Here is a 23,631-nt window from a genome sequence, read left to right as displayed (position 1 = left end):
AGAGAGGAATGGAGGGATATCGGATGAACCAAGTGATGACAAAAGAACCTTTGCTCATCGGCATGCTGGATATACGGGCGGCAGGTCCACGCTGTAAAATGCTGCTCGGCGACTTAAACGGAGATGGCCGGATGGAGATGCTGCTCGTGCAGCCCGACAACCGCCAGGACGTTCGTTATATTCCCCATCAGGTGCAGTGCCTCACTGCGTTCGATCTGGAGGGGAATCTGCTCTGGCAGACGGGAAAGCCGGATCCAGGAGCAGGCAGTCAAGGCTCGGATTATCCCGCACAAATTGTCGATATCGACGGAGACGGCCGTTTGGAGGTGCTGTGTGTTATGGACAGCCGGCTCATCGTCATTAACGGGCACGACGGAAGCGTTAGGTCTTCCCATGAGCTCCCGGACCCTGAGGCGCACGACTGCATAATCATTGCGAATTTGACGGGCGGCCCGCATGGACGAGATTTCATTCTAAAGGATCGTTATCACCGCATGTGGGCAATGGACCGGAACTTCAATTTACTCTGGACGCACGAGGGCAACCCGGGCCATTTCCCTTGGGCATACGATTTGGATGGCGATGGATACGACGAAGTGATGGCCGGTTATACGCTGCTGGACCATGACGGCACGCCGTTATGGAGCTGCCGCGAATTGGACGATCACGCCGATTGCATTTGGATCGGTGATGTAAACGGCGACGGAGAGCCGGAGCTTGTGATCGGAGGCAGCGTTACGGTCATGTATGACCGTAACGGCACGGAATTATGGCGATACGAAGGCTCAGTCGAGTCACAACATATAGCGCTCGGGCGCTTCCGAAGCGACTTGCCGGGAACTCAAATTGCCGGATTGGATCGGCTCGTGAGAGAAGACGACGGCAAGGGCTTCATTGGCAAAGACGCCTTATTCCTGCTGGACAGCAGCGGACAAGAGGTGTGGAAAGAAGACCGCAAAACACCCGGCTGGCTTACGATTATCGAGCCCTTGAGCGGGTGGGCGGAAGGCGCCCCAGACTATATTTTGGCATACCGTCGCGGTGGGGGCATCTTCCCAACATTGTATGACGGTCATATGAACGCCGTCGTGGAGTTTCCTTCCGAGGGTTATGCCGTCCATGCCGACCTATGGGGCAGCGGTACGGAGCAAGTCATTATTTACAACAGCGAAACAGCGTCCATATATTCAAGCAAACCTGCGGATCTGAGCGAGCTCCCTTCAGGTATCCCACTGCCGCAGCCGAAACGCTTGTCCAACTCGACATTGTATCCGGGCGGGGAAGTTCCCATGTTCTAATTTGCAAGCTATTAGTATTAACGGCGACGATGAGGGGAAGGAGAACTTGTGTCGGACGACAACAACTTGATTACTTTGAAAGTCGCATGATATGCGGCTTTTTTGTTATAAGTATGTCCGGCAATACGGATACAGGGGAGGGGCGGCAAATTACACCGTTTCCGAAGCCGACCCCAGTTCCAGCATTGACGTTTCCATGGAAAATTACGAATAGAGTCGTAATGATGGTAGACGAAAAGCTTTTTCTAAACGGGTAGTTGAAAACATAAAATCCGTGTCAAAAGAAACGCTATTGACAATCCATCTACTACGTGTTACTTTATAGCTGTAGTAAGTAACACTTTATACCAGTGTTACAGAATAGCAATGGGTGCTTTGAGTGCTGTGTCCTTGAATTTTTATATACCGCATAGAAATCTACGGCTGCGAAATCACGCGGCGGCTGAACGCCCTCGGCTTCACAGATGTTGTGGAGGGAGCGGTGTACACCATCCTGATCCGGCTTACAAAAACAAGTTGGTGAAAATCACCAAGAAGCCTTCCAATATGGGACCGCCGCGAAAGTTTTTCGCGATCAACGACGTGGGGAGCGAGGTGCTGCGTAGGTTCTGGGAAAAATGGGAGTTTGTTTCATCAAAAATTAACGAGTTAAAGGAGAAAAAATAATGAATTTTTGGGAAAAAATCACCGGTAGCGACATGACTAAAGAAATGAAAAATTTTCAATCGCGAGCCCAAAAGCTGCCGGCTGATTATCAAGCGGCATGGGAAAAAATTAATGCCAATCTTTGGCCGCACTCCGATTTCACCGGTCGTAACCTCATGCCAATTCTTGACGGTGTACTTGGCCTGCTCGAAGAAACGGCGGCGGACGGTCAGAGTGTCCAAGAGGTTTTGGGTGATGATATCAAAGGGTTCTGTTCAGCGCTGGCCGGCGAGGAAGGGGCTAAGTCTTTTCGTGACAAGTGGCGTAAGCAGCTCAACAATAATATCGCTAAAAAATTAGGTAAATAGGAGGATAAAATGAGAATACAAGATATCATTGAAGGCAAAAGAGAGTGGCGAGCGCATGTGGCGCGTGTCAAAGCACTCCCGCAAGATTATCAGATTGTTTATAAAGAGATTCAAAAATATCTCTTTAAGGTCGGCCCTGTTGAGTTAACCAGCGGGACGGGTTTGCTCTCGGGAATTATCGATCTTTTTGAAGAGGGCGCGGCATTGGAAAAAGGCGTGCTCGAAGTGACAGGCAGTGACGTAGCGGCTTTTTGCGATGATCTAATCAAAGATTCAAAAACTTACGCTGACATCTATCAAGAATCTGTAGACCAAAAAGGTAACAAGGCATGAAAAAGGTTTCGGATAAAACGAAGTCGTGTAGAAAGTGAAAGTCAAGAAGTGTCAAATATGAGATTTAAAAAAGCGCGCCTTAGGCGCGCTAACCCAATGTTAAGGATGTTTGATCACTTAAAGTTGACGCCGTACGAATTTCGTTTTCCTTACCCAAAGTAACTTTTTCAACCCAATCTGGATCGATAATTAGTTCTCGTCCAACGGGTTACTAGACTGAAAATATAGTATTAGACCAACTGGAAATTATCGGAAGTGGTTGAAGCAAGAGAGAATACAAATTAATCATCTTGCTGCTAACAAGATTTTGAACAACAAATATTGGACAGAAACTGTATAGAATTGGTTTAACAGGGAATTTTAAAGTATCCGTATACCAAAGGAGCTGAAGCAGGGTATGATCCATCCCAAAGACGATTATGGGGTATTAGGTAATAAAATCGAAGTGGATTCGGATGTGAACGAAGATCGTAATCGAGAAGAGCAGTTGGATGACTCTTTTGAGGCCTGGTATGGGAATATCAACCACCAGGTGAAGCAAAAGCTGGATCTAACAAGCGTTCCACAGGACAGTGTATTTGATTCAGCCGTCGGCATGGATGAGGATCCATCTGAGGATTAAGAGCTCAACAACGATAAACAAGAGGCTGCAGGAATAATGCTCCTCCGTCAAAATTTATTTTTCACCATTATGTTCCCTCTATTTCCGAGAATGATATGAAATGCAGTGCTATAACAAAAATCTATTAACGACTGCAAACAAACCTCCAACCCTCTTATCAGAGGGCAGGAGGTTTGTTTGAGGTTTCATGCAGCGTAAACGCATAATAACGTAAATCAGATCGTGCAGACTTAACTTAGAGGTTACAGCTCCTTGGCATAATTCAAGCCTAAGTGATGAGCTTGGTTAAGCAGCATCTCATAATGCTTGGGATTAGAATCCAAAGTCTCGTATAAAAATTCAACCTTGGAATTGGATACACCGCAATAATCTGCAATTCCCACATTGAGCAGATGAGTCATCATTTCATCATAGTTACGCTTGTTCATCTGTTCTTTCGAAACACCCGCCAAACCAATCCACAAGATATGCTGATGATGAAGCTGGTTCGAACCGTACGCAAACCCATTGTTCCATACACGGTCAATATAACCTTTTAGCATGGCTGGCAAATGCCACCACCAAATTGGAAAAATAAATGCCAAGGCATCATGCTCCTTCATTCGCCTTATTTCCATTTCTACCTCAGGGGAAAAGGACTGTTTCTCAGCTGACCAATCCGGTTCATCTACTCCTTTTAAAACAGGATCAAAGCCAATCCCGTGTAAATCCAATATCTCATAGTCATGGCCAGCATCGGCAAGACCTTTTACGAAACGATCGGCAACCTTAAAGGTCAGGGAATCTTTTCTTGGGTGCGAAACAACGCTTAATACTCTCATACTTGTATCTTCACTGCCTTTCTCAACAGCTAAATTGTAGCCACGATCAATGGCTGATGCTATTATAAACAGTAATAAAATAACCTGGAAGTACGCACTTTCAAGTTCTATAGGATGATACGGGTGCCATAGAAACATGGAAGTGCCCTAGAGAATTACCTGAAAAACGGAATGAAATGAATCAATCTTAATGTTCCTAGCAAAAACACAGCCTTTTAACGGAGGAATAAGAGATGACTGAAAATAGGGAAAATAACGTTCAAAAGAAGTATAAAGTTGGGGTGGAGGCGGCATTAGAAGTAATGGGGGGAAAGTGGAAGCCTTTAATCATCTATCATTTGATGACAGGGCGGAAACGGACGTCTGAGCTTCGACGGTTAATGCCCGGCATTACGCAAAAAATGCTGACCACCCAACTAAGAGGCCTGGAAAAGGATGAGATTGTTGCACGAAAGGTTTATAAAGAGATTCCACCTAAGGTGGAGTATGAGTTAACGGCTTACGGCTGGGGATTAAAGCCCGCGCTAGACCATTTATGCTATTGGGGAGAGGATCACCTGGAAAAGGTTTATGGTGACAAATCCAAGGTTTTGGAAGAGTTTTAGAAAGTCGCTATATTAGCGGCTTTTTTTGTTTTCTCGCCGTAATGATACGAAGATGGTGCGATTACGGATTAGACCCTATATTTCTCCTTATTGTGACTTGCCACCGCACAATAAGTTTATTCCCCCCATAAACGACGACCACTTTTTCGGAGACATGTCTTTGATCAAGCCTATGCGACATGCTCACGGCGGGAAGAGTTTCATTCTTGGTACCGAACAAGCGAGACGGATGGAAGCTAAAAGGCCTAACACCAAGCTGATCGTGTTCGAAGAATGCGGCCACGGCGTCCACTCCGACGATTTAAACGGTTATTATCAGGCGGTTAATGATTTTTTAATGGAACAAAAATAAGGGATATGACGATGTTCTGTATGGTTGAAGATTTTATAGCTGAATGGGAGAACGAAGCCGCATAATTAGATCAGTATGTTCAACTCATTTTGCATGGTATAAACAGGGTGCGTATGACATTAGATGTCTAGAAGAGAAACGGAAGGGAAGGGAAGGGGAAAAAGATAACTCTAATGGCTTTCTACGAAAATTCATTAGTTGGTTGTTGGCCATTTGTGCTAATGTCTAGACAAGAACCGAGCAACAAAGAGCAGCGCCGTCTTTATGCAGGAAACTATGAAAATAACTAACATTACGGTGTATGAAAGGAATGGAGGGTTATCCGTTGTCGCTTACGCTACCCGCACTTCATGTCATGGGGGATATCACCGTCAACAAGGGATCCGTTCTGGGGATGCGAACGATCGATGATTTCGAATTGGTATTCTTTCCGACGGGGTCCCGGACCGTTTATGAAAACGACCGGGGTGAGTTTCTGCTGGATCGCCCCGGCATAATATTCACTTGTCCCGGGGAGCCGCATAGGTACCGGTTTGATCCGTTCGTTCCCACCAGGCATTTATATGTCCACTTCGAATACGCAGCATTCCGGGAAACCTTCCGCGAACAGGGCAATAGCCGAGGGGAATGTCAGGACTGGTCGGTGATTGCCGGGGGAAGTCTTGTTCCCTCACTGTTGAAACAAATGCTCAAGATCGTGCATGTAAAACCCGGCGGCTGGCAGAGAAGAGGAGCTATCTTGCTACTGAGCGTCCTAGAGGAATGGCGGGCGATCGATGAAGACGATTCGCGCTCTTCCTCGACCCTGCCTGCCCCGATTATCAAGGCATTGGATTATTTGGAACAACATCTTCACCGCCAGATTACCATTGAAGAAATTGCTGCCAGTTCAGGCTGGACTCATGAGCACTTTACCCGGATGTTTGTCCGCTGGATTGGAATCCCTCCCCAGAAGGCGCTGCTGGAACGCCGTCTACGGAGAGCGGAACAGCTATTAATCCAAGCGGAGCGAACGATCAAACAAATCGCTTACGATGTCGGATTTGCCGATGAGCACTACTTCTCCCGCATGTTCAAACGTACCCGGGGTGTTACTGCACTTGAATTCCGCGATCGCTATGCGGATCCGTTATTTCGTCATTTGGCCATGATCGAAGAGGAGGAGTCCGCTTATCCCCTGAACCGGCATTTTGTCGCTCTGAATCAGGAGCGGACATGATAACGGATATCAAATCCGTCCACTGTTTTCCGTGTCCTCCCCATTGAGAACGTTTTCGGAATCCTTCAAACTTAAGGTAATCAATGGATGTGGAGGGATCAATATGGGGCAGACTTATGTACCTAAGGTCAAACTAAGAGAAGGCCGTTTTTATGTAACGGTAGAGCAATACAAGCACTACCACCGAGATGGTTTCCTCATTGTTGAAGGACTGTTGGATCCGAAAGAAACAGAACAATATGCAGCGTGGGCAGAGAGACTGCGTATTGAAAATGAGGGGAAACGTGAACAGGCATCTAAGGAAGATAAGGACCCTCTCAAATCGGAGTTTGCCGAGAAGACGAGGGTTCATATGATCTCCCGCGTCCATCCGGAAGGGGAGCAGCTGATGCTTCATCCCCGGATTCTGGATGTGCTTGAGGCACTTATTGGGCCCGACGTATATGCTTTGCAATCGATGATGTTCTTTAATCCGCCGGGAAAGGGCGGGCAAGGTTGGCATCAGGATGCTTATTACATCAAGACCCACCCCGACACGCTAATCGGGGCATGGATTGCCCTGGAGGATGCCGATGAAGAGAATGGGTGTTTGTGGGTCGTCCCCGGTTCCAATCACGAGCCGATCTACCCACCGCCAGGGGATAACAGCGGCAGTATTCATGCTAAAGAAGCCTTTACCGATCTCCACTCCGTTGAGAATGTCAGTCATCTGGACGATGAGGTCAACACGCTATCCAAAGTGGTGTCAAAATATCCGGCTCCGATTCCTGTGCGAATGAAGCCTGGGGATGTGCTATTCTTTGATTCCCATTTGTTCCACCGTTCATATCGGAACCGAACGAAGGACCGTTATCGCCGCTCCTATGTGTGCCATTATTGTAACGCGCGGTCGTTCGTTCCGTGGGACCATGACGGTTATGAGGGCGAAAGCGGGAACTACCGCCAGATTTTGGCGCGAGGCCGGACGCATCTTGCTTATGCGGAACCGATATTCAATACCCCGGTGGATATTACGCAGCACGATGAGATTCCCGAATCATCCAGCGTGACGTTGATGGGAATGGATGACGGTATGATGATGCCAGTCGTACAGGAGAAAAAAGAACAGGACTAGAGGTAGAAATTTAAAAGCCCACCAAACCATTTCTCTATACCTGTGTATGATATAGTCAAGAACTTGATCTCATCTCCACGGATAGTAGGGCGGAGGTGAGTACTGCATTCGTTAATGTCTTGTAGCTTTTTACTTTCAATATTGACTTGATTGTATAGCTACCGTTATGTTAATTTTAGGTAATGCACTTACTTAAAAGTAAGGGGATGATTTATCAATGATTCATCAGCGTGAATGTCCAGTTGAGACACTCATTCATGTTTTAGGTGGCAAATGGAAGCCAATGATTTTATGGCATCTGATTGAATCCAAAAAGCGATTTAACGATCTGGAAAAGCTTATACCTGATGTTTCACAAAAAATGCTTTCACAACATCTCCGAGATTTGGAACAAGAAGGCATAGTCGATCGAACGGTCTACCCGACTGTCCCTCCAAAAGTAGAATATTCTCTTAGTGAATACGGCAGAACCTTGATTCCTGTAGCAGAAGTCATGTGTGCTTGGGGAGAAAATCATAATAAGCGGAAATATCAAGAGTCAGCGTCATAAAGCTGGTTCAATGAACTTGTACACGAATTCAATCAACTCAAAACAAAAGCTGCCACGGGATTCCGGGCAGCTTTTGTTTGCCTGCAGTCGCACTTCTGATCTGAATTGATTATCGGGTTTGAGTTCAAAAAAATCCTCCTTATAGTGTGGGATTGTCGCCAATCTGTCTTTAGAATATTCCCGACGTCCCGACGTCCCGACCTCCCGAGCTCTTGCGTATTCTTAGGGCATCCCTTTCCGTCATGCTTACTTTTAAGTAAGCACCCTACTTTAAAGTGGGTTCTTAACATCATTTTGAAGCGATGCTAAGCTTGAGTTAACCAAATATTAGGGGCCATGAATGAGGAGGAAAGAACAATGAACATTATTGTTTTCGGAGCGACGGGGAATACAGGGAAAAGAGTGATGGTACAAGGGATAAAAATGGGGCATGAAATGACCGCCTATGTGCGAAATGCTGAGAAGCTTTATGATCAGCTAGGTGAGCATTCCGCAAAGCATGTGAAGGTGATCGTGGACGATATGATGGACCCGGTTAGCGTCGGTGAGGCGCTCGCGCATCAAAACGCCGCTATTATTGCAGCCGGCCATGCGGGCCAGGGAGAAGAGTTTGTTCGTATCGTCGATACCATTATAAGCCAATGTGAATTAGAGCCTAGTTTCTCTGGGCGGGTATGGATGATGGGAGGAGCGGGACTGCTGGATATTCCATATACCGATCTAATCGGAAATCATTTACCCGGCTTCCCGCCTGAGTATAAAAATCACAATCGGAATTACGAAAGGCTGCAACAGACTGGGCTCGATTGGTCCGTTATGTGTCCGGGGACCATGATGGATTCGAGTGAGCAATCAGAGCCGGTTCATCTGCATGTAACAACGGAAACCTTGCCTGTTCCGATACCGGAGGCGATCAAGGAATATTCCGAGGCAGATATCGCCGGTCACTTGTTCAGCCGATTTCAAGAGCTGAATGTTACTTATGACGATGTCGCAAGATGTATGCTGGACCATATTGAGCTCGGGGGAGCGTTTAAAAGAAAAAGGGTCGGTCTAGCCTATCAAAACAATATTACGGTGCACTAAGAAGAAGGGGGAGCATAGGTTTGTTTGGATTACTGCTCGTTTTGCATATATTGGCTTCGATTGCCATCATTGGCCCGGCTTTCGTGATGCCCATCATTCGTAGATTCGCTAGAACCGTCGGCCAGCTGCACTTTACTTTTGGTATAACGACCAAGCTTGCCATCATGCCTAAAATTGGCGGAATTGGACTTATTGTAACCGGGGTTTGGCTTATGATCATAACCAAGATGGGGTTATCCCAAATGTGGCTGAATGTATCCATCCTATTATCGCTGCTCATGATCGTCCTCATCGACGGATGGATCGAACCGCGTATGAAAAAGGTCATAGAGATCATATCGGAAAGTCAAGATCAGGGTAATGAAATACCCGCCGAGTTCGGACTGCTCATAAAAAAGATCATACCCATCGAGACGGCAGCGCAGCTGCTGATGATTGCCATATTGGTGCTTATGGTCGTTAAGCCATTTTAAAAAAAGCCGATGGGAGCGTCTTAACTCACTTTTAGGCCAGATGTTTTTTTGGTGATATAATTAGGAAAATGCTGGGGTAAGAAATAAGGCGGCGATTGAAATAGGATTTTAAAAGCGGGTTATGGTCTTGACCATCATGGTTTTATTGTAAGCGATGTTAGCAAAGATAAAATTGATGATGTATATGTGGCGGGAATTCTAGTTAAATAAGGATTATACTACAAAATAAAACTTCTGGATCATGGAGGTTTTATTTTTTTTGTTACGCGCTGAGGAGATAATAAATGAATATATCTAAAGTCGACCTTTCATCGGTTTCTTTTTTTCAAATATGATGATGATGTGTTAAGGTCTTCTTTCGATCAGCGGAAGATGTACCCAAAGTCGGGATAAAAGTTCTTGACTATGACGTTAGGTCATAGTGCATAATTTCTCAATGAATCCATAACTAGGAGTGAGAGAAATGAAGATTAAATCACTGCGATCAGATCATATTTATCAAAAAGTGGCCCAAGCTTCGCCCGAGGAAAAGCTTGAATTGTTCAGAAACGAAATGATGGCTCCCTTTAAGAAACAATGGCAAATTCAACAGATCCCTTTTAAAGCCGAAGAGGCCAACGGTTTTGACGTTATTACGTTCAATAGTATGATGCATCGATCTCCTGATCAAATTACCTCTCAGATTTCGGCAGAGATCGAGCTGATATCGTCCGAATCATTTTGGTTAGCGTGCGAGCATGCTGTAAAGAAAAGCCTACATCTATTTGTAGAGCATGAAATTAACCTCCCCGTTTCCGAATATTTGTTTACCATTCAACTAGGAAATCCGGAAAGCCGTGCCTTAACCATAAACGAAGGATATAGCGGTTTTGGGGGCATTCCCGGGTTTATTTGGGGTACAATCTTGCCAAATGAGTACACGATTCCTCGAATGAAGGCTGCCCTGGCGCACGAATGCAACCATAATGTGCGATATCAATTTATTCAGTGGGATCACACCGTTAACTTGGGCGAGCTCATTGTAAGTGAAGGCTTGGCCGAAAACTATGCTACGTTCATGTTTGGAGAAGAATTGCTCGGTCCTTGGGTAACGAAAACAAACGCAGAAACGCTTAACAGGCGCATAAAGCCAGTGCTTAGAGAGCATCTGCAATTAACAGGGTTCGATCAAATTGCTCCGTATCTTTACGGTGACGAGATCGCAAAACTTCAAAATTCAAAACCCGTCAACATGCCTTATAGTGCCGGATACGCTTGCGGATATCATTTAATCCAATATTATTTACGAAAAACAGGGAAAACGATTTTCGAGGCTACGATAACGCCTGCCGCTCAAATACTAGACGAAGTAGAAGAGTATTGGAATGAAGAAACCATTATTAGCAGTTAAAGATATCGTCCAGATTACCGGCATTACCGCTCGCACCCTGCATTATTACGACCGTATTCATTTGTTCAAACCGACACACCTGACGGAAAAAGGGTATCGCCTATATGAACGAAGCAGTTTGGAAAAACTTCAGACCATTTTATTCTTAAAGGAACTGGATTTTTCCTTGAAAGAAATTGCGGACATTTTAAAACTGACCCGACAAGAACAAAAACAAATAGTAAAGAATCAGAGACAAACCTTACAATCAAGAAAACAAAGAATAGAAACCATCATGGTCGCTCTCGAGGAATATGTTTCGGGTAATGATATTAGTCATTTGCAAATCTTCAACAATTCTTCCGTTCTGCCATTGAAAGAACAATATGCAAATGAAGCCAAATTCATTTATGGTGAAACAGAGGCGTATCAAAAGTTTAATGAAACGTTGGATACAATATCACTCGATGAAAAAGAGGAACGTTTTCGGTCCATGGAAGGAATATTCAAACAAATCGCGTCTTTAGTCGATCAGGATCCTTCTTCCGATGAAGTTCAGCGATTAATCGAGGAGTGGAAAAAAAATCTAATGCAATTCATGACTTGCGACGCAGAATTACTGACTTGCATGGCTAATACCTACAAATTCGATACACGTTTCAGAAACTATTTTAATCAATATAGCCATGAGGATTTCGCAGATTTTCTGTACAGTGCAATTATGCATAATATCAATCGGTAATAACCCATTAAAGTCGCTATTTTAGCGGCTTTTTTGTTTTATCGGTACAAATTTCTTCTGCCGATTGCCGAAAAACTTTGTTCATGCTCCGTTCATATTGCATTCATTGAGAGGACATCTTGGTTGGCTAGACTTGTATGAGTGGACCACAAGGCCATTGTACAGATAACAATAACAAGAGGAGCTGAAGAGTTTGACACAAGCAGCAAGAAAGGAAGTAAGGTATAGTACAAAAACAAAGAGAGTACTACATATATTGCTTAAAGTAATCGTCGCAGTAGTTATAGCCATCCTACTTTTTATCGCAATCGTCTATACCGTAAATAAAATCAGCGGTCTTACAGAACAAAAAAGAATGGAACAATACGGTCAGCATGTATCCGTAGATGGAAAACAGATGAATGTTTTCATTCAAGGTCAAGGTGAAGAAACCATAGTGATTCTTCCTGGTTATGGAACAGCAGCACCTGCACTTGATTTTAAGCCACTTCTATCAGAGTTAATCCCTTATTATAAAGTCGTCGTGATTGAACCTTTTGGTTACGGTTTGAGCGATCAAACCCAGAAGGAGCGCAGTACAGAAAATATCGTAAGCGAAATTCATGAAGCGTTACAAAGTCTCCATATCAATCGTTATATTCTTATGGGTCATTCTATATCGGGGATCTATAGTCTGGATTATGTGAACCAATATCCAAACGAAGTGAGAGCGTTTATCGGGCTGGATAGCAGTGTTCCCACGCTGAGTGAACAAAAGATTGATTCGTCAGACACAGAACCGGTTAAATGGTTCCGCAACTTGGGCTTCGCCCGTTTACAATTGAAACTAAGCGCTGACCCTTATGAAGGACTGCCGTATGATCAACAAACCAAAGAACAATTGAACATGTTGATACGCAAAAACATGTATAACAGCACTCAATTAAATGAGGCGGTGAGCATGTATTCCAACTTTGAAGCAGCAGAGCAGCTTACTTTTCCTACCAACTTACCAGTCCTTTTCTTTGTCCAAGCGAATCACCCTGTGACGGACCGATGGATCCCCGAACATGAGAAGCAAATAGAGGAGTCTGTACATGGAGAAATGGTCTTGTTGGACGCGGGACATTATTTATATCGTTCCCATCCAAAAGAAATCTCTGAAAAAATAAGGGATTTTACAGGTGGAATAAAATAATTATATAACAATTCTTAGTTGATGATGTCGTGAGAAAGAATATATAAGTCGCTAAAACACGAGTCAACAGAGGCTCCACCTTTCCCGTTAAGAAAACGAAATCTTCTATACGTTCAGAAGAGGGGGCCGGCGAATCCGTTCAAACGTGCGATGACGCCGATTTGACCGACATGATACGACTCATGATCAAAAACATGATGGAAAATCCATCGCAGCGTCGGCGGTGAAGGCGGTTCCCAACCGTCTGAAAAACGAGGTAGCTGTACTGCAGGCTCATGTTCATCGTACTCCATAGAGTTGAGTTTAAGGTCTGTATGCTCCCGAATGTCGATATATGCCTGCAAAATTTGCTGAGGGTGATCCAAGACTCGTTGCAGGCGTTGCTTTTCCTTAAGAACGATCACGTTAATCCATTCGTCTTCGCTGCGAGCGATGTGCTCAATGATCCAAGCGATGGAATTCGGGTGATCCGGATGCAATGCATACCACTGTACTTCAGTCAATTGATTTAAATAAGGGATCAATATCTTACTTGCATCATTTCGATAAGGAAAAAAGGCAGCGAGTTTCATGAATTCCTCCTAGAAATATAGATTAGGCACAGGTACTTACAACCAAATGTCATTGTAACTTATTTTTAGAGTTATGACGTTCTGATTGGCGACGCAATTTTGAAGGTCTTGAACAGTAATTGTATCATAAGAAGCTTCAACTAACGGGGACATTTAAAGACTGACATTATGCTGTCAGTGTTACAATCCTATAATTGAGGTGATTTTTTTAACGAGTGGAGGAGTCAGGAATAATCCCCCTTAACAAAGGTGACACGGTTTCAGCTTCCGGCAGAGGGTGGGGAACGTGAATGGGATTGTTACGGCAACATTTTGGGTTGGGGCACTGCAGATCTTTATGCGATAAACGGAGGATAACAGGATTATATCGCGAATCATGGTAGGAGTAACAAAGTTGATTATTTCAGGAGGCGGCGACATGTTGAAACTATTCGAGTATAACTGGCAAGTTCGCAATGACTGGTTTGACTGGTGCGAAACGGTGAGCGAGGAAGAGCTGTTGAAAAGGCGCACCGGCGGCATAGGAAGCATTCTTTACACACTATATCATATCGTGACAGTCGAATATGCCTGGTTGTGCGGGGATTTGCAAGGGAGAGAGCTGAATATCCCTTCGTTCGAAGATTGTGCCAGCGTGCAAGGATTACGAGATTATTCGGCCCGAAGCCATGCGGAAATTGCACCTTTCGTCTACGCTTGGAATGGTAGCTTGGAAGACCATGTCATGTTTGATACAAACCAAGACGGGGAGCAGGAAAGCTTTAGATTCGGTGAAGTGATGCGGCACGTGATCGCCCACGAAATTCACCATATCGGTCAATTGTCTATATGGTCACGAGAAATCGGAAAGAAGCCGGTTTCTGCAAACTTGATTTACAGAGGATTATTCGATTTTAAAGAATAAAACCATCTTTTAGATGAGTATCTCATGTTTATCATTATCGGAAGTAGTTCAGTTAACTGTAAAGGCTGCTCTTGTGAGTAGTCTTTTTTTGTTTAGTTACTCCCTAATTTATGGGAATATGATATTCTTAAGAGAAACTATGACAGGGGAGAGAGCAGGATGTCGGACCATGATGAACTAGCAGAGCATAGGCGCAAAAATTTAAAGCTCATTCATTTCAGCAAAGAGGATCAATCGCTTGTCGAGTCAGAGAAACCAAAGGAGACGTTTGCCGACGTCGGAGGCCTGGAAGAGGTTAAGAAAAAAATCAGAATGAATTTTATACTGCCTCTGAAGCAGCCGGAAGTATTTGCCGCATACGGTAAACAAGCTGGAGGGAGCTTGCTCTTGTTTGGGCCTCCCGGATGCGGCAAAACATTTTTGGCACGTGCGGTGGCAGGCGAGATCGATGCTAATTTTCTTCATGTCGAGCTTCAGTCTATTCTTTCCATGTATGCTGGCCAGAGCGAGCATAACTTACACGATATATTCGAAAAAGCGCGGGAAAGCAAGCCGTGCGTTATTTTCATTGATGAAATCGACGCGCTCGGAGGCAGCCGTCATCAAATGCGCCAGCATCATGACCGCATGCTTGTTAACCAATTATTGCTGGAGCTTGACGGTCTGCAGGCGGAGAACGATAACGTGTTTGTCATCGGGGCAACCAATACGCCTTGGTACCTTGATTCCGCATTGAGACGTCCCGGGCGCTTTAACCATCTTGTTTTTGTACCGCCGCCTGAAGAGGCAGAGCGGCAAATCATTCTGGAACTAAAGCTATCCGGCAAGCCGCTGGGTTCGCTGAACCTGTCCAAGATTGCCGCAGAGACGAAGCTTTATTCCGGTGCCGATTTAGAGCAGCTAGTCAAGGATGCCGTAGAATCAGCCATGGAGCGAACCTTTGAGAAGGGTGAGATCCAGCCTATTACTCAGGACGATTTAAAGAAATCGGCAAAAGGCCGCAAGGCAACGACGCTGGATTGGTTTGCTACAGCAAAGAATTATGCGACATTCAGTGATGTAAACCGTGATTATCAAATCGTGTTGGATTACATTAAGAAGCATGGTGTCAAGTCATAATTGTATAAGGGGGGATAGCGCAGGTGGAGAACATACATAATTATGCCGCTTATGCTAAGGCGCAGCAGCTTATCGAATGGAGGCGGTATAAAGAAGCATTAAAGGAAGCTGAGCAGCTAATAAGACAGGAACCGGAGGACCCGGATGTCTTTGCGCTAATCTCGAAGATTCACCTATTTATGAACGAATATGACAAAGCACTGCATTGGTCGAACCAGGCGCTTAGCCGGGAGCCGCAGCAGGAGCTGGCCTGGTATGTGCGGGTCAGCGTTTACTACACTACGGATAAGGATCGGGCTTTCGAAGAAGCTCTGCAGGAAGCCTTACGAATCGATCCCTATGAGCCTTATTATTATTATCTACAAGCAAATATGTTGAACAAGAAGGGCAAACCAAACCAAGCGAAGACGGCACTTTCGCATGCACTTGAACTGCGTCCGGAATCACCATTATATTTGGCTGTGTTAAGCTATACGGAAGCGTTGCTGAGAAACTATGAGGATTCTGCTAGGTTGGAAAGACTCGCCCTCAAAAACAATATGGAATCGTCAGAAGTATATTTATTTCTCGGCTTGGCGGCTGGCCAGCGTGGGGAATACAAGCTGAAAGAGACGTATATGCGGAATGCCGTTCGCTTAGATCCAGAAGACAAACAGTACCAGGATGAATTTCTAGAGGCGCTTCAGCATAACGAAATGTTATTTAAAATATTTTTGTGGCCAGGCAAATTTTTGAGAAAAATGAAGAATTGGCAGATTCTGCTTTCCTGGGCTGTGGCCGTGCTAATATTTAGGCCTTTGCTAATCCTGTTCATCGTGTTGTATGTGCTCTCGCATTGGGTAACCAAAGCCATCGTGCACGTCAAAGTCTTTGGGTGGAGACGCAGAGGAGTATAGGAATGGTATACCCGAGTCTTGGATTTCGAGAACCTGGGATGTCCTTTAACCTAACGGGATCGTTAGTTCAATAAAACAGCGACAGTCTAGGACATTATTTCTCGTCCTTAGCTGTCGCTGTTTCAATTTATAGACTCATTTCGAATAGCCGCGTGGGAAAAAGTTTTCCAGACGAATACAAAGGCCACATCGTACAATCCTAATCCCTGAATACTTCTGCTCCCATGTCGAACTATTCTTTTTTAACCATTCATTAAAAAAGAATGATGATCTTTTGTCGGCCCGTACCCTCCAATCGCTTCAACATCGAAGCGGTTATCATCTTCAAATCTTTTTTTGTATATCTGTGCCTTCCCGGAAGCGTTTTGTAATTCGTATAATATTTATCGCCAATCTGTTCAATGGTCAAAATTTTTGTTACGTCCCGATTCTTTATTGCATTCAAATAGTGCCTCTCTTTCTCAAGCGGAATATAGTTTATACTTCCATTTCTATTTTGTAACAATATCAATTCTTTAACTACCCCGTTATGATCCACCCGAAAATGAACTCTGCCAATTTCCTGCATGCATCCAACACTTCCTTTCTAGCGGTTAAAACAGTATATGATTTCATAATCGTATTGGAATGAGTTAAAGGTCCAAGTCCCCTCAATTTGGACAGAAGCGATCCGACAAGCTGCCTAATCATCTCCACGGATGCCAAATACAATAAAATTCGCATGTCGAACCCCAGTTTGACAAACGGGAGCCAAAGTCCCTCTAGTAACCTTAAATAAGGGGGGGGGGGGTAAATAAGGTTATGAAAAGTTCATAGATTCGGAATCCGATCATAATCCTTCTTCCATAAAATGGGCTGGATCGGTAGGAAGTAGGCCCATACGGCTCCGCATATGCCACATACAATGTTTTGGTACGAATGATTGCAAAGGGGATGATATTCTGGGCTCCAAATATCGTCCGGTGATTGCCGTCACGGGTAGCGCCGGAAAAACGACGACCAAGGAAATGATCGCATCGATTTTGGAAAGAAAATGGAAAGTCTATAAAACCAAAGATAATATGAATCTCCCCGCTTACATTGATAAGCAAAGTAAAGAAATTTCGTCCAAGCATAGAGCAGTCGTCCTGGAGTACGGGATGTCAAAGGCGGGCCATATCCGAAAAAGCTGTCAGCTGATTAAACCGAACATCGGTGTCGTCACCATGGTAGGAGCCGCGCATATCGGCAATTTCGGGGGAAGCATCAGAAGAGTGGCCCAAGCAAAATCGGAGCTTATCAGAGGCATGAATCAATCCGGAATGCTGTTTCTCAATGCGGATGACCGAAATTCGAGGTATTTGACCACCAAAGATTTTCGAGGAAAGGTATTCACGGTTTCGCTTTATCAAAAAGCGGAGTACCGGGCGAGTCGGATCGCCTTCACGGAAACCGGGATGTCGTTCAGTGTTGAAATTAACCGAAAACAGATCCGCTTCCACATCCCTGCATTCGGCAAGCATAATATCTACAATGCGCTTTTTGCCATTGGGGTTGCACGGCAGCTCGGCATTTCGGTCGACACGATAAGAAAAGGGCTGGAGAGCTATCAAAAGCCGGACCGGCGGCTAGTCGTCTACCGGCTTAGAAAAGATGTCAAAGTGATCGACGACACCTTCAGCGCCAATCCGCAAGCAGCGCAGGCGGCGGTCGATGTCCTGGCACAGATCGGCAAGGGGAAACGGATCTTCGTTCTGGGAGATATGCTGGAACTCGGACGTTACTCCGAGAAGGGGCACCAAATCGTTGGAGCTTATGCGGCAAGGAATAAGGTCCATCATCTTCTAACCTACGGCAGAGCCTCCCGACATGCTCGAAACGCAGCTGTAAGTTCAGGGTTATCGTCCGTCCATGCCAGACATTTTAACGACAGGAGAGCGCTGCACGCGGCTTTGTACAGATTGACTACACCGAGCACAACGATTCTTGTCAAAGGCTCGCATAAAATGAGAATGAACCAAACTGTAAAGTACATTAGTAATGAGGTAGGGAGCAGAAACCGGACAGATACAAGAAGACGGGCAGAAAGAAAAAATGAAGCAGGAAAGAAGCGATAAAAGGGCAGACTGTGTAAGCCGTAAGCTCCCGAATACAAGAATATAAACTAACGGGAAACGATAGTTCATAAAAACAAAAAGGCAGCCGAACAAAGTGATCGGCTGCCTTTCTAAAACGAACTATCACTGGCTCTAATCCATCAAGCTATAACATCTCATAACAACATATTATAAAGGGGTTTGCCTTGCCGCATCGAAGCAAGCCTGAGTCGATAAAGGCGAGCTGCACCCAATTGGGCTCGCGTGTGCGAATGGCGTGAAAACTGGCGATAAAGAGAAATTTAGAATTTTACGTTACGATTCCGACTGAAATGAAAATATTGCGTTATGTTAGAATTACAGGGTAAGAGGAAGTTGATAATATGGCGGACACTGTTTAGTTTCGTATCTTAGATGTAGCAAACATGGAAGATTTATCGTTTGTACAAAAAGCAGCACAGTCCTCATGCCAATATTGAAAAAGCCGTCGGCAATGCCCGATACGATAAAATGTTCTACGCCTTAGATCTACGACAATCCAGAAACGAGCGCGATGAACGGGCAGATTATTTTACATAGAAGTCATAATTTATTTGCATAGGTGTGTAGTCCACCATCAAATATTAATCGTATGGAAAAGAGTCTAGATAAACAATATACTAGCTATAAAGTTAAAGGTTGAGGTGAATATCAAATGGATGAAGTTGATGAAACAAAACAAATTGTATTACAAATGGGCGGTGCCTTGAAAAAGTATAGAAAAGAAAAAAACATGAGTTTAGACGATTTAGCGGAAATTACGGGCGTAAGCAAACTTACACTGGGGAATATCGAACGTGGCGATACAAATCCAACTTTGGCAATTATATGGAAAATTTCAAAAGGCATATCTTTACCGCTATTGGCTTTGTTCAAATCAGAAAACCCTGTTAGTTTGTATCGAGCAGGCGAAGGGCTACGGTTTTCTAATGATCAAAAGAATTGGATCATTGAGCCAGTCTTTAAAAGCAACGATATTGAAATGTGTCGGGCTTACTTACAGCCAAATAGCTCGTATCACCCTGAAGGTCATCATGTGAATACAACTGAAATTGCGACAGTAATGACGGGCTCCATTGAAATTCAAATCAATGGAGAGATTTACACATTGAATCAATATGATACGATCAGTTTTCGTGCAGATTGTCCTCACTCTTATACCAACCATACGGATAGCGAAACAGTGCTCCATATATCCTTACAGTATGGTTTCTAAAAGTTGATAAATTCTACTTATTAAATACAACTCCGAATTCATGGTGGGAATTCAGAGTTGTATTTTTGTTGTTTAGATGAGATAAGGTATATTATAAAATATTACTTGTTAATTTAAATATATTATAATATACTTTTGTTGTTCGCGCGGATGTTAATATCATATAGAAAAAAATAATGTGTATGAATTCAGGAAGGAGAAATGAAGAGATGCCGAAAAAACAAAATAAAAAATCCGTGCCATCCTCTGTAGGGCTAATCATTCTCGGCATTATTGTTATTGCAGCTAATTTACGTACTCCCTTAACCTCAGTTGGTCCTTTAGTGAGCCTTATAAGGGATGACGTTCATATTACAAATACATTAGCAGGCCTGATCACAACGGTACCCTTGCTTGCCTTTTCTTTATTATCGCCTCTAGTCCCAAAATTAGGACGAAGGTATGGGGTTGAGCGTATCATTTTGATTGCCCTAATCTTTCTGACTGTTGGTATTGTAATACGATCTTTATCTGGCGCAGTTAATCTGTTTATTGGGACAGCAGTTCTTGGATTTGCAATTGCCGTTTGTAATGTATTATTGCCCAGTATAATCAAACGGGATTTCCCAAATAAAATTGGCTCCATGACAGGTGTTTACTCGATTTCAATGAATTTATGTGCAGCAATCGCATCGGGAATCAGTGTACCGCTAGCCGTGAACGCAGGGCTAAAATGGCAGGGAGCATTGGGAATGTGGGGGATTCTAAGCTTTGTATCGATCCTCTGTTGGTTGCCCCAATTAAGAAATCAAACGAAGCAAACAGCCACGACGAGTCAACAGATGGCCAGCAACGATGTGAATGTTTGGCGTTCCCCGCTTGCCTGGCAAGTAACCTTGTTTATGGGTATACAGTCCATGGTTTTCTATGTGTTGATCGCATGGTTGCCTGAAATTTTAAAGGAGCAAGGAATTGACTCCAGCCAATCAGGATGGTACCTCTCGATCATGCAGTTAGCTATGCTTCCATTTACCTTTATTGTTCCCGTTATTGCTGGGCGCATGTCTAGCCAACGTTTGTTAGTGGTCATCACAACCATTTTGTTTTTGACGGGAACGCTCGGACTTCTTTATGGAAGCTCCAATATCATTCTGTTGTGGATCATCATACTCGGAATTGGTGGAGGCTTCGCCTTTAGTTTGTCCATGATGTTTTTCGGGTTACGTACTGAAAATGCGCATCAAGCAGCGGAACTGTCTGGCATGGCGCAATCGATCGGATATCTGCTTGCCGCAATTGGTCCTGCCCTTATAGGATATCTGCATGATGCAACAAATAGTTGGAACCTGCCACTTTTCATTCTGCTTGGCGCTTCGGTCTCACTCTTTTTAGTCGGCATAGGAGCAGCAAGAAACCGTTTTGTAGGTAGCCGAAATCATTACGAGTTGCCTCGGAAAGGATGATAAATATGTTTGACAAAATTATGGTGGCCATTGATAAAGCTGAAATAACGAACAAACTCCTCGATGCAACCATTGAAATAGCACAAAACAAACAAACTCAAGTTACCTTAGTTAATGTCAGCCAGGAATATGTATCAAATGGCATGATATATGTACCAGAGAATTTCTTGGAGGAAATATTAAACGAAATGGAGAAAGCGAGTTTGGAACAGTTGCAACAAGCGAAATCTAAGTTAGAATCTGCGGGAATTAAACCGGAAATAGTTCATCTTAAGGGAGATCCTGCACATGAAATATTGAATTTTTCAAGGGATACCGAGCAGCAACTTATTATTATTGGGAGCCGTGGGCTAAGGGGCATAAAAGAAATGATGCTTGGAAGTGTCAGCCACAAGGTTTCACAGCTATCGAGTTGCCCAGTCCTCATTGTACATTAACTCCTTGGGGAACTGCAGAGATGACGAATAGTTATACTAACGGAGGGACGTTATAGTATGAAACATACAGCGGCATTCTAGGATATTTGTGTCCTACCATGCCGCTGTTTTTATCTCCCTTTAGCTGTTCAAATGCTGACGTTGAAGATGACAGGAGGGAGGGCCAGTCACTACACGGTGTTCCACAACGATCACCGCCATTCGGGCGCACTCGGCTACTCTTTAACCGAACCGAGCGTAATCCCGTGGATGAAGAAGCGCTGGAGGAACGGATAAACGATGAGGACGGGCAGCATCGCGATGAAGATCTTGGCGGCATCGAGTGTCCGGTTGGACAACTCAGACAAGCGACGGTACTGGTCCTCGGACATCGTCGATGGATCGACCGAGACGACGAGCTGCTGGATATACGTCTGGAGTGGATAGAATTGCTCACGGGACATGAAGATCAGACCGTACAAGAATTCATTCCAGTGATACACGATACTGAACAGCGAGACGGTCGCCAGCACCGGCACGGCCAGCGGGATGTAGATCTTGAACAGGATGTACCAGGGTCCCGCGCCGTCGACAAGGGCGGCTTCATCCAGCTCCTTGGGCAGGTTGCGGAAGAAGTTCATCGTGAGGATGACGTTGAAGACGAGTGTCTGCGCGCCTCCAACCAGGACAAGTGCCCAGATGCTGTTCAGCATGTTGAGCTCTTTGACCGTCAGATACAACGGGATCAGACCGCCGTTAAACAACATCGTGAAAATGAGAATCCACATGAACACATTGCGCCCCTTGAACTCTCTCGCTGTCCGCGAGAGCGGGTAAGACATAAGCACAACCGTGATAAAATTGAGCATAACCCCCAGCAGAACTCGCTGGGTCGAGGTCCAGAAGGACCGGAAGAACTGATTGTCATTGAGAATCTGGGCATATGCGTTAAGATTGAAATCGACCGGCCATAGCCAGACCTTACCGGCCGCAGCGGCAGAGTTGGAGCTAAGCGAAAGGGAGAACGTGTACCAGATCGGCAGGATGCATGACAAAGTAATGCCAATCAGGACTACAATCAGTATAATATCAGTCACTCGGTTGCCGAACGTCCGATCTCTGACCACGGTCAGCACCTCCTACTCTAGTTGGAATGGGATGAGTTTAAAAAGCTTTGCATCCGGATGAATTCTTAGAATATGCGATAGTTAACAAAACGGTATGCCAGATAATACGAGACGGATATCAGCAGGAAGCCCACAACGGACTTCAGCAGGCCGACGGCGGTCGCAAGTTCATATTGCAGGTTGAGCAAACCTGTTCGATAGACCCAGGTATCAATAATATCACCTGTAGAATAGACGAGCGGGTTGTACAGGTTGAAGATCTGGTCGAAACCCGCGTTAAGCACATTACCCAAGCTGAGTACCGTAAGCAATACGGCTGTCGTGCGAATCCCGGGCAGCGTGATATGCCAGAGACTTCTCCAGCGTCCCGCGCCATCGATGTTGGCGGCTTCGTACAGTGCCGGGTTAATTCCGGTCAGCGCCGCAAGATAGATAATGGTACCAAAACCGAATTCCTTCCAAACGTCACTGCCGACAACGAGGAACGGGAACAGCTGGGAATCGGCAAAGAACAGCTTGGGCTGGAATCCGAACAAAGCAGTCAATTGATTGACGGGGCCGTTGTAGGAGAACAGATCAAGTACAATGCCTCCCAGAATAACCCAGGATAAAAAGTGAGGCAGATAAACAATGGTCTGAATCCAACGTCTGAGAATCATCAGACGCAGCTCATTGAGCATGAGTGCAAACAGCAGAGGCGCAATCAGATTAGCGACAATCTTCATGGACGCGATGACAAGCGTATTGATAAAGACTTCCTGTGTATCCTTCAGCAATAACATATACTTGAAGTGCTCAAGCCCCGCCCAATCCGAGCCCAGTATACCTTTGCCAGGATTAAAATATTGGAACGAAATGACGATGCCGAACATCGGAACGATGCTGAAGACGAACAGCCATAGAAATCCCGGGATCAGCATCAGATAATAATGTTTGGCGAAACCTTTCATTCGCATGACAGCACTCCTTTCCCTGAATCCACATCGAATGTTCCAGAGCTCCTGTCAGGTGCCCGGAGCTCTGGCTATATGGTTCGTTATATGCCTTAAGA

The 23,631-nt window shown here is 44.8% G+C and carries 26 protein-coding genes and 1 pseudogene; 22 read left to right on the top strand and 5 right to left on the bottom strand.

The window, feature by feature from the left end; all coding sequences use genetic code 11:
* The first annotated feature begins 35 nt into the window (after positions 1–35).
* The 5 genes and pseudogenes from OHJ21_RS08965 (at position 36) to OHJ21_RS08945 (ending at position 3,266) form a co-directional block, all read left to right on the top strand.
* A complete protein-coding gene (locus OHJ21_RS08965) occupies positions 36–1,298 on the top strand; it encodes an FG-GAP-like repeat-containing protein (RefSeq protein ID WP_486019856.1) in 1,263 nt (420 codons plus the stop codon).
* A 344-nt stretch (positions 1,299–1,642) separates the two neighbouring features.
* Positions 1,643–1,964 (top strand): annotated as a pseudogene (locus OHJ21_RS08960) (PadR family transcriptional regulator).
* The gene (locus OHJ21_RS08955) at positions 1,964–2,311 is read left to right on the top strand and encodes a DUF1048 domain-containing protein (protein WP_486019855.1); all 348 of its coding nucleotides are present in this window, start codon (positions 1,964–1,966) and stop codon (positions 2,309–2,311) included. The pseudogene OHJ21_RS08960 and the gene OHJ21_RS08955 overlap by 1 nt, the downstream one beginning before the upstream one ends.
* A 9-nt stretch (positions 2,312–2,320) precedes the next feature.
* Positions 2,321–2,644 carry a DUF1048 domain-containing protein gene (locus tag OHJ21_RS08950; protein ID WP_100537334.1) on the top strand — a complete coding sequence of 108 codons (324 nt, stop codon included), beginning with the start codon at positions 2,321–2,323 and terminating at the stop codon, positions 2,642–2,644.
* A gap of 397 nt (positions 2,645–3,041) precedes the next feature.
* Positions 3,042–3,266: a hypothetical protein gene (locus OHJ21_RS08945; RefSeq protein ID WP_100537333.1), complete on the top strand. Its 225-nt coding sequence runs from the start codon at positions 3,042–3,044 to the stop codon at positions 3,264–3,266.
* Positions 3,267–3,508: 242 nt separating this feature from the next.
* On the opposite strand, the gene OHJ21_RS08940 is transcribed toward OHJ21_RS08945, so the two are convergent.
* Positions 3,509–4,087 (bottom strand): NAD(P)H oxidoreductase, encoded by a 579-nt coding sequence (locus tag OHJ21_RS08940; protein ID WP_486021018.1) that lies wholly within the window; start codon positions 4,085–4,087, stop codon positions 3,509–3,511.
* Between the two features lie 233 nt (positions 4,088–4,320).
* Here OHJ21_RS08940 and OHJ21_RS08935 point away from each other — a divergent pair, with 233 nt between their 5' ends.
* The 10 genes from OHJ21_RS08935 (at position 4,321) to OHJ21_RS08890 (ending at position 12,774) form a co-directional block, all read left to right on the top strand.
* Entirely contained in the window at positions 4,321–4,692 is a 372-nt protein-coding gene (locus OHJ21_RS08935) for a winged helix-turn-helix transcriptional regulator (RefSeq protein WP_486019854.1), read from the top strand.
* A gap of 160 nt (positions 4,693–4,852) precedes the next feature.
* On the top strand, positions 4,853–5,044 hold the full coding sequence (locus tag OHJ21_RS08930; RefSeq protein ID WP_100537330.1) for an alpha/beta fold hydrolase: 192 nt from the start codon (positions 4,853–4,855) through the stop codon (positions 5,042–5,044).
* 301 nt (positions 5,045–5,345) lie between these two features.
* Positions 5,346–6,263 carry a helix-turn-helix domain-containing protein gene (locus OHJ21_RS08925; protein WP_394055655.1) on the top strand — a complete coding sequence of 306 codons (918 nt, stop codon included), beginning with the start codon at positions 5,346–5,348 and terminating at the stop codon, positions 6,261–6,263.
* Between the two features lie 103 nt (positions 6,264–6,366).
* On the top strand, positions 6,367–7,377 hold the full coding sequence (locus tag OHJ21_RS08920) for a phytanoyl-CoA dioxygenase family protein (RefSeq protein WP_486019853.1): 1,011 nt from the start codon (positions 6,367–6,369) through the stop codon (positions 7,375–7,377).
* Between the two features lie 217 nt (positions 7,378–7,594).
* Positions 7,595–7,927, top strand: a complete 333-nt coding sequence (locus OHJ21_RS08915) for a winged helix-turn-helix transcriptional regulator (RefSeq protein WP_100537327.1) — start codon at positions 7,595–7,597, stop codon at positions 7,925–7,927.
* A gap of 357 nt (positions 7,928–8,284) precedes the next feature.
* Positions 8,285–9,013: an NAD(P)-dependent oxidoreductase gene (locus tag OHJ21_RS08910; protein ID WP_326120884.1), complete on the top strand. Its 729-nt coding sequence runs from the start codon at positions 8,285–8,287 to the stop codon at positions 9,011–9,013.
* A 14-nt stretch (positions 9,014–9,027) separates the two neighbouring features.
* On the top strand, positions 9,028–9,486 hold the full coding sequence (locus OHJ21_RS08905) for a DUF2269 family protein (protein WP_486021017.1): 459 nt from the start codon (positions 9,028–9,030) through the stop codon (positions 9,484–9,486).
* Between the two features lie 463 nt (positions 9,487–9,949).
* Positions 9,950–10,876: a DUF2268 domain-containing putative Zn-dependent protease gene (locus OHJ21_RS08900; RefSeq protein ID WP_326120885.1), complete on the top strand. Its 927-nt coding sequence runs from the start codon at positions 9,950–9,952 to the stop codon at positions 10,874–10,876.
* Positions 10,851–11,597, top strand: a complete 747-nt coding sequence (locus OHJ21_RS08895) for a MerR family transcriptional regulator (protein ID WP_100537323.1) — start codon at positions 10,851–10,853, stop codon at positions 11,595–11,597. Before OHJ21_RS08900 ends, OHJ21_RS08895 begins: the two co-directional genes overlap by 26 nt.
* Before the next feature lie 193 nt (positions 11,598–11,790).
* On the top strand, positions 11,791–12,774 hold the full coding sequence (locus OHJ21_RS08890) for an alpha/beta fold hydrolase (protein WP_486019852.1): 984 nt from the start codon (positions 11,791–11,793) through the stop codon (positions 12,772–12,774).
* Between the two features lie 113 nt (positions 12,775–12,887).
* On the opposite strand, the gene OHJ21_RS08885 is transcribed toward OHJ21_RS08890, so the two are convergent.
* A complete protein-coding gene (locus tag OHJ21_RS08885; RefSeq protein WP_486019850.1) occupies positions 12,888–13,346 on the bottom strand; it encodes a DinB family protein in 459 nt (152 codons plus the stop codon).
* A 418-nt stretch (positions 13,347–13,764) separates the two neighbouring features.
* On the opposite strand from OHJ21_RS08885, the gene OHJ21_RS08880 reads away from it, so the two are divergent.
* The 3 genes from OHJ21_RS08880 (at position 13,765) to OHJ21_RS08870 (ending at position 16,265) form a co-directional block, all read left to right on the top strand.
* Positions 13,765–14,250 (top strand): DinB family protein, encoded by a 486-nt coding sequence (locus OHJ21_RS08880; RefSeq protein ID WP_326113561.1) that lies wholly within the window; start codon positions 13,765–13,767, stop codon positions 14,248–14,250.
* A gap of 159 nt (positions 14,251–14,409) precedes the next feature.
* A complete protein-coding gene (locus OHJ21_RS08875; protein WP_326120832.1) occupies positions 14,410–15,369 on the top strand; it encodes an ATP-binding protein in 960 nt (319 codons plus the stop codon).
* 23 nt (positions 15,370–15,392) lie between these two features.
* Positions 15,393–16,265 (top strand): tetratricopeptide repeat protein, encoded by an 873-nt coding sequence (locus OHJ21_RS08870; RefSeq protein ID WP_486019849.1) that lies wholly within the window; start codon positions 15,393–15,395, stop codon positions 16,263–16,265.
* A 253-nt stretch (positions 16,266–16,518) separates the two neighbouring features.
* On the opposite strand, the gene OHJ21_RS08865 is transcribed toward OHJ21_RS08870, so the two are convergent.
* Positions 16,519–16,833 (bottom strand): hypothetical protein, encoded by a 315-nt coding sequence (locus tag OHJ21_RS08865; protein WP_326113564.1) that lies wholly within the window; start codon positions 16,831–16,833, stop codon positions 16,519–16,521.
* A 394-nt stretch (positions 16,834–17,227) separates the two neighbouring features.
* On the opposite strand from OHJ21_RS08865, the gene OHJ21_RS08860 reads away from it, so the two are divergent.
* The 4 genes from OHJ21_RS08860 (at position 17,228) to OHJ21_RS08845 (ending at position 21,474) form a co-directional block, all read left to right on the top strand.
* Positions 17,228–18,361, top strand: coding sequence for a UDP-N-acetylmuramoyl-tripeptide--D-alanyl-D-alanine ligase (locus OHJ21_RS08860; protein ID WP_486019848.1), 1,134 nt, complete (start codon positions 17,228–17,230; stop codon positions 18,359–18,361).
* Positions 18,362–19,034: 673 nt separating this feature from the next.
* Positions 19,035–19,595 carry a helix-turn-helix domain-containing protein gene (locus OHJ21_RS08855; protein WP_326113566.1) on the top strand — a complete coding sequence of 187 codons (561 nt, stop codon included), beginning with the start codon at positions 19,035–19,037 and terminating at the stop codon, positions 19,593–19,595.
* A 209-nt stretch (positions 19,596–19,804) separates the two neighbouring features.
* Complete coding sequence (locus OHJ21_RS08850) at positions 19,805–21,037, top strand: CynX/NimT family MFS transporter (protein WP_243390699.1); 1,233 nt, start codon at positions 19,805–19,807, stop codon at positions 21,035–21,037.
* Between the two features lie 5 nt (positions 21,038–21,042).
* On the top strand, positions 21,043–21,474 hold the full coding sequence (locus tag OHJ21_RS08845) for a universal stress protein (protein WP_394055672.1): 432 nt from the start codon (positions 21,043–21,045) through the stop codon (positions 21,472–21,474).
* A 215-nt stretch (positions 21,475–21,689) separates the two neighbouring features.
* On the opposite strand, the gene OHJ21_RS08840 is transcribed toward OHJ21_RS08845, so the two are convergent.
* Both OHJ21_RS08840 and OHJ21_RS08835 read right to left on the bottom strand, forming a co-directional pair.
* Positions 21,690–22,580, bottom strand: a complete 891-nt coding sequence (locus OHJ21_RS08840; RefSeq protein WP_100537313.1) for a carbohydrate ABC transporter permease — start codon at positions 22,578–22,580, stop codon at positions 21,690–21,692.
* A 65-nt stretch (positions 22,581–22,645) separates the two neighbouring features.
* Positions 22,646–23,536 carry an ABC transporter permease gene (locus OHJ21_RS08835; RefSeq protein WP_100537312.1) on the bottom strand — a complete coding sequence of 297 codons (891 nt, stop codon included), beginning with the start codon at positions 23,534–23,536 and terminating at the stop codon, positions 22,646–22,648.
* Positions 23,537–23,631 lie beyond the last annotated feature (95 nt).

This window comes from Virgibacillus sp. LDC1 (assembly GCF_025792345.1).
Classification (GTDB): Bacteria; Bacillota; Bacilli; order Paenibacillales; family Paenibacillaceae; genus Paenibacillus_AQ; species Paenibacillus_AQ lautus.
The sequence above is the reverse complement of the archived record's forward strand: the minus strand, read 5'-3'. Positions and strand labels throughout refer to the sequence as shown.

Bases quoted from the DNA above. Each gene is read 5' to 3' on its own strand.
- OHJ21_RS08965 (WP_486019856.1), top strand. From the start codon at position 36: ATGACAAAAGAACCTTTGCTCATCGGCATGCTGGATATACGGGCGGCA.
- OHJ21_RS08955 (WP_486019855.1), top strand. From the start codon at position 1,964: ATGAATTTTTGGGAAAAAATCACCGGTAGCGACATGACTAAAGAAATG.
- OHJ21_RS08950 (WP_100537334.1), top strand. From the start codon at position 2,321: ATGAGAATACAAGATATCATTGAAGGCAAAAGAGAGTGGCGAGCGCAT.
- OHJ21_RS08945 (WP_100537333.1), top strand. From the start codon at position 3,042: ATGATCCATCCCAAAGACGATTATGGGGTATTAGGTAATAAAATCGAA.
- OHJ21_RS08940 (WP_486021018.1), bottom strand. From the start codon at position 4,087: ATGAGAGTATTAAGCGTTGTTTCGCACCCAAGAAAAGATTCCCTGACC.
- OHJ21_RS08935 (WP_486019854.1), top strand. From the start codon at position 4,321: ATGACTGAAAATAGGGAAAATAACGTTCAAAAGAAGTATAAAGTTGGG.
- OHJ21_RS08925 (WP_394055655.1), top strand. From the start codon at position 5,346: ATGAAAGGAATGGAGGGTTATCCGTTGTCGCTTACGCTACCCGCACTT.
- OHJ21_RS08920 (WP_486019853.1), top strand. From the start codon at position 6,367: ATGGGGCAGACTTATGTACCTAAGGTCAAACTAAGAGAAGGCCGTTTT.
- OHJ21_RS08915 (WP_100537327.1), top strand. From the start codon at position 7,595: ATGATTCATCAGCGTGAATGTCCAGTTGAGACACTCATTCATGTTTTA.
- OHJ21_RS08910 (WP_326120884.1), top strand. From the start codon at position 8,285: ATGAACATTATTGTTTTCGGAGCGACGGGGAATACAGGGAAAAGAGTG.
- OHJ21_RS08900 (WP_326120885.1), top strand. From the start codon at position 9,950: ATGAAGATTAAATCACTGCGATCAGATCATATTTATCAAAAAGTGGCC.
- OHJ21_RS08895 (WP_100537323.1), top strand. From the start codon at position 10,851: ATGAAGAAACCATTATTAGCAGTTAAAGATATCGTCCAGATTACCGGC.
- OHJ21_RS08885 (WP_486019850.1), bottom strand. From the start codon at position 13,346: ATGAAACTCGCTGCCTTTTTTCCTTATCGAAATGATGCAAGTAAGATA.
- OHJ21_RS08880 (WP_326113561.1), top strand. From the start codon at position 13,765: ATGTTGAAACTATTCGAGTATAACTGGCAAGTTCGCAATGACTGGTTT.
- OHJ21_RS08875 (WP_326120832.1), top strand. From the start codon at position 14,410: ATGTCGGACCATGATGAACTAGCAGAGCATAGGCGCAAAAATTTAAAG.
- OHJ21_RS08865 (WP_326113564.1), bottom strand. From the start codon at position 16,833: ATGCAGGAAATTGGCAGAGTTCATTTTCGGGTGGATCATAACGGGGTA.
- OHJ21_RS08855 (WP_326113566.1), top strand. From the start codon at position 19,035: ATGGATGAAGTTGATGAAACAAAACAAATTGTATTACAAATGGGCGGT.
- OHJ21_RS08850 (WP_243390699.1), top strand. From the start codon at position 19,805: ATGCCGAAAAAACAAAATAAAAAATCCGTGCCATCCTCTGTAGGGCTA.
- OHJ21_RS08845 (WP_394055672.1), top strand. From the start codon at position 21,043: ATGTTTGACAAAATTATGGTGGCCATTGATAAAGCTGAAATAACGAAC.
- OHJ21_RS08835 (WP_100537312.1), bottom strand. From the start codon at position 23,536: ATGCGAATGAAAGGTTTCGCCAAACATTATTATCTGATGCTGATCCCG.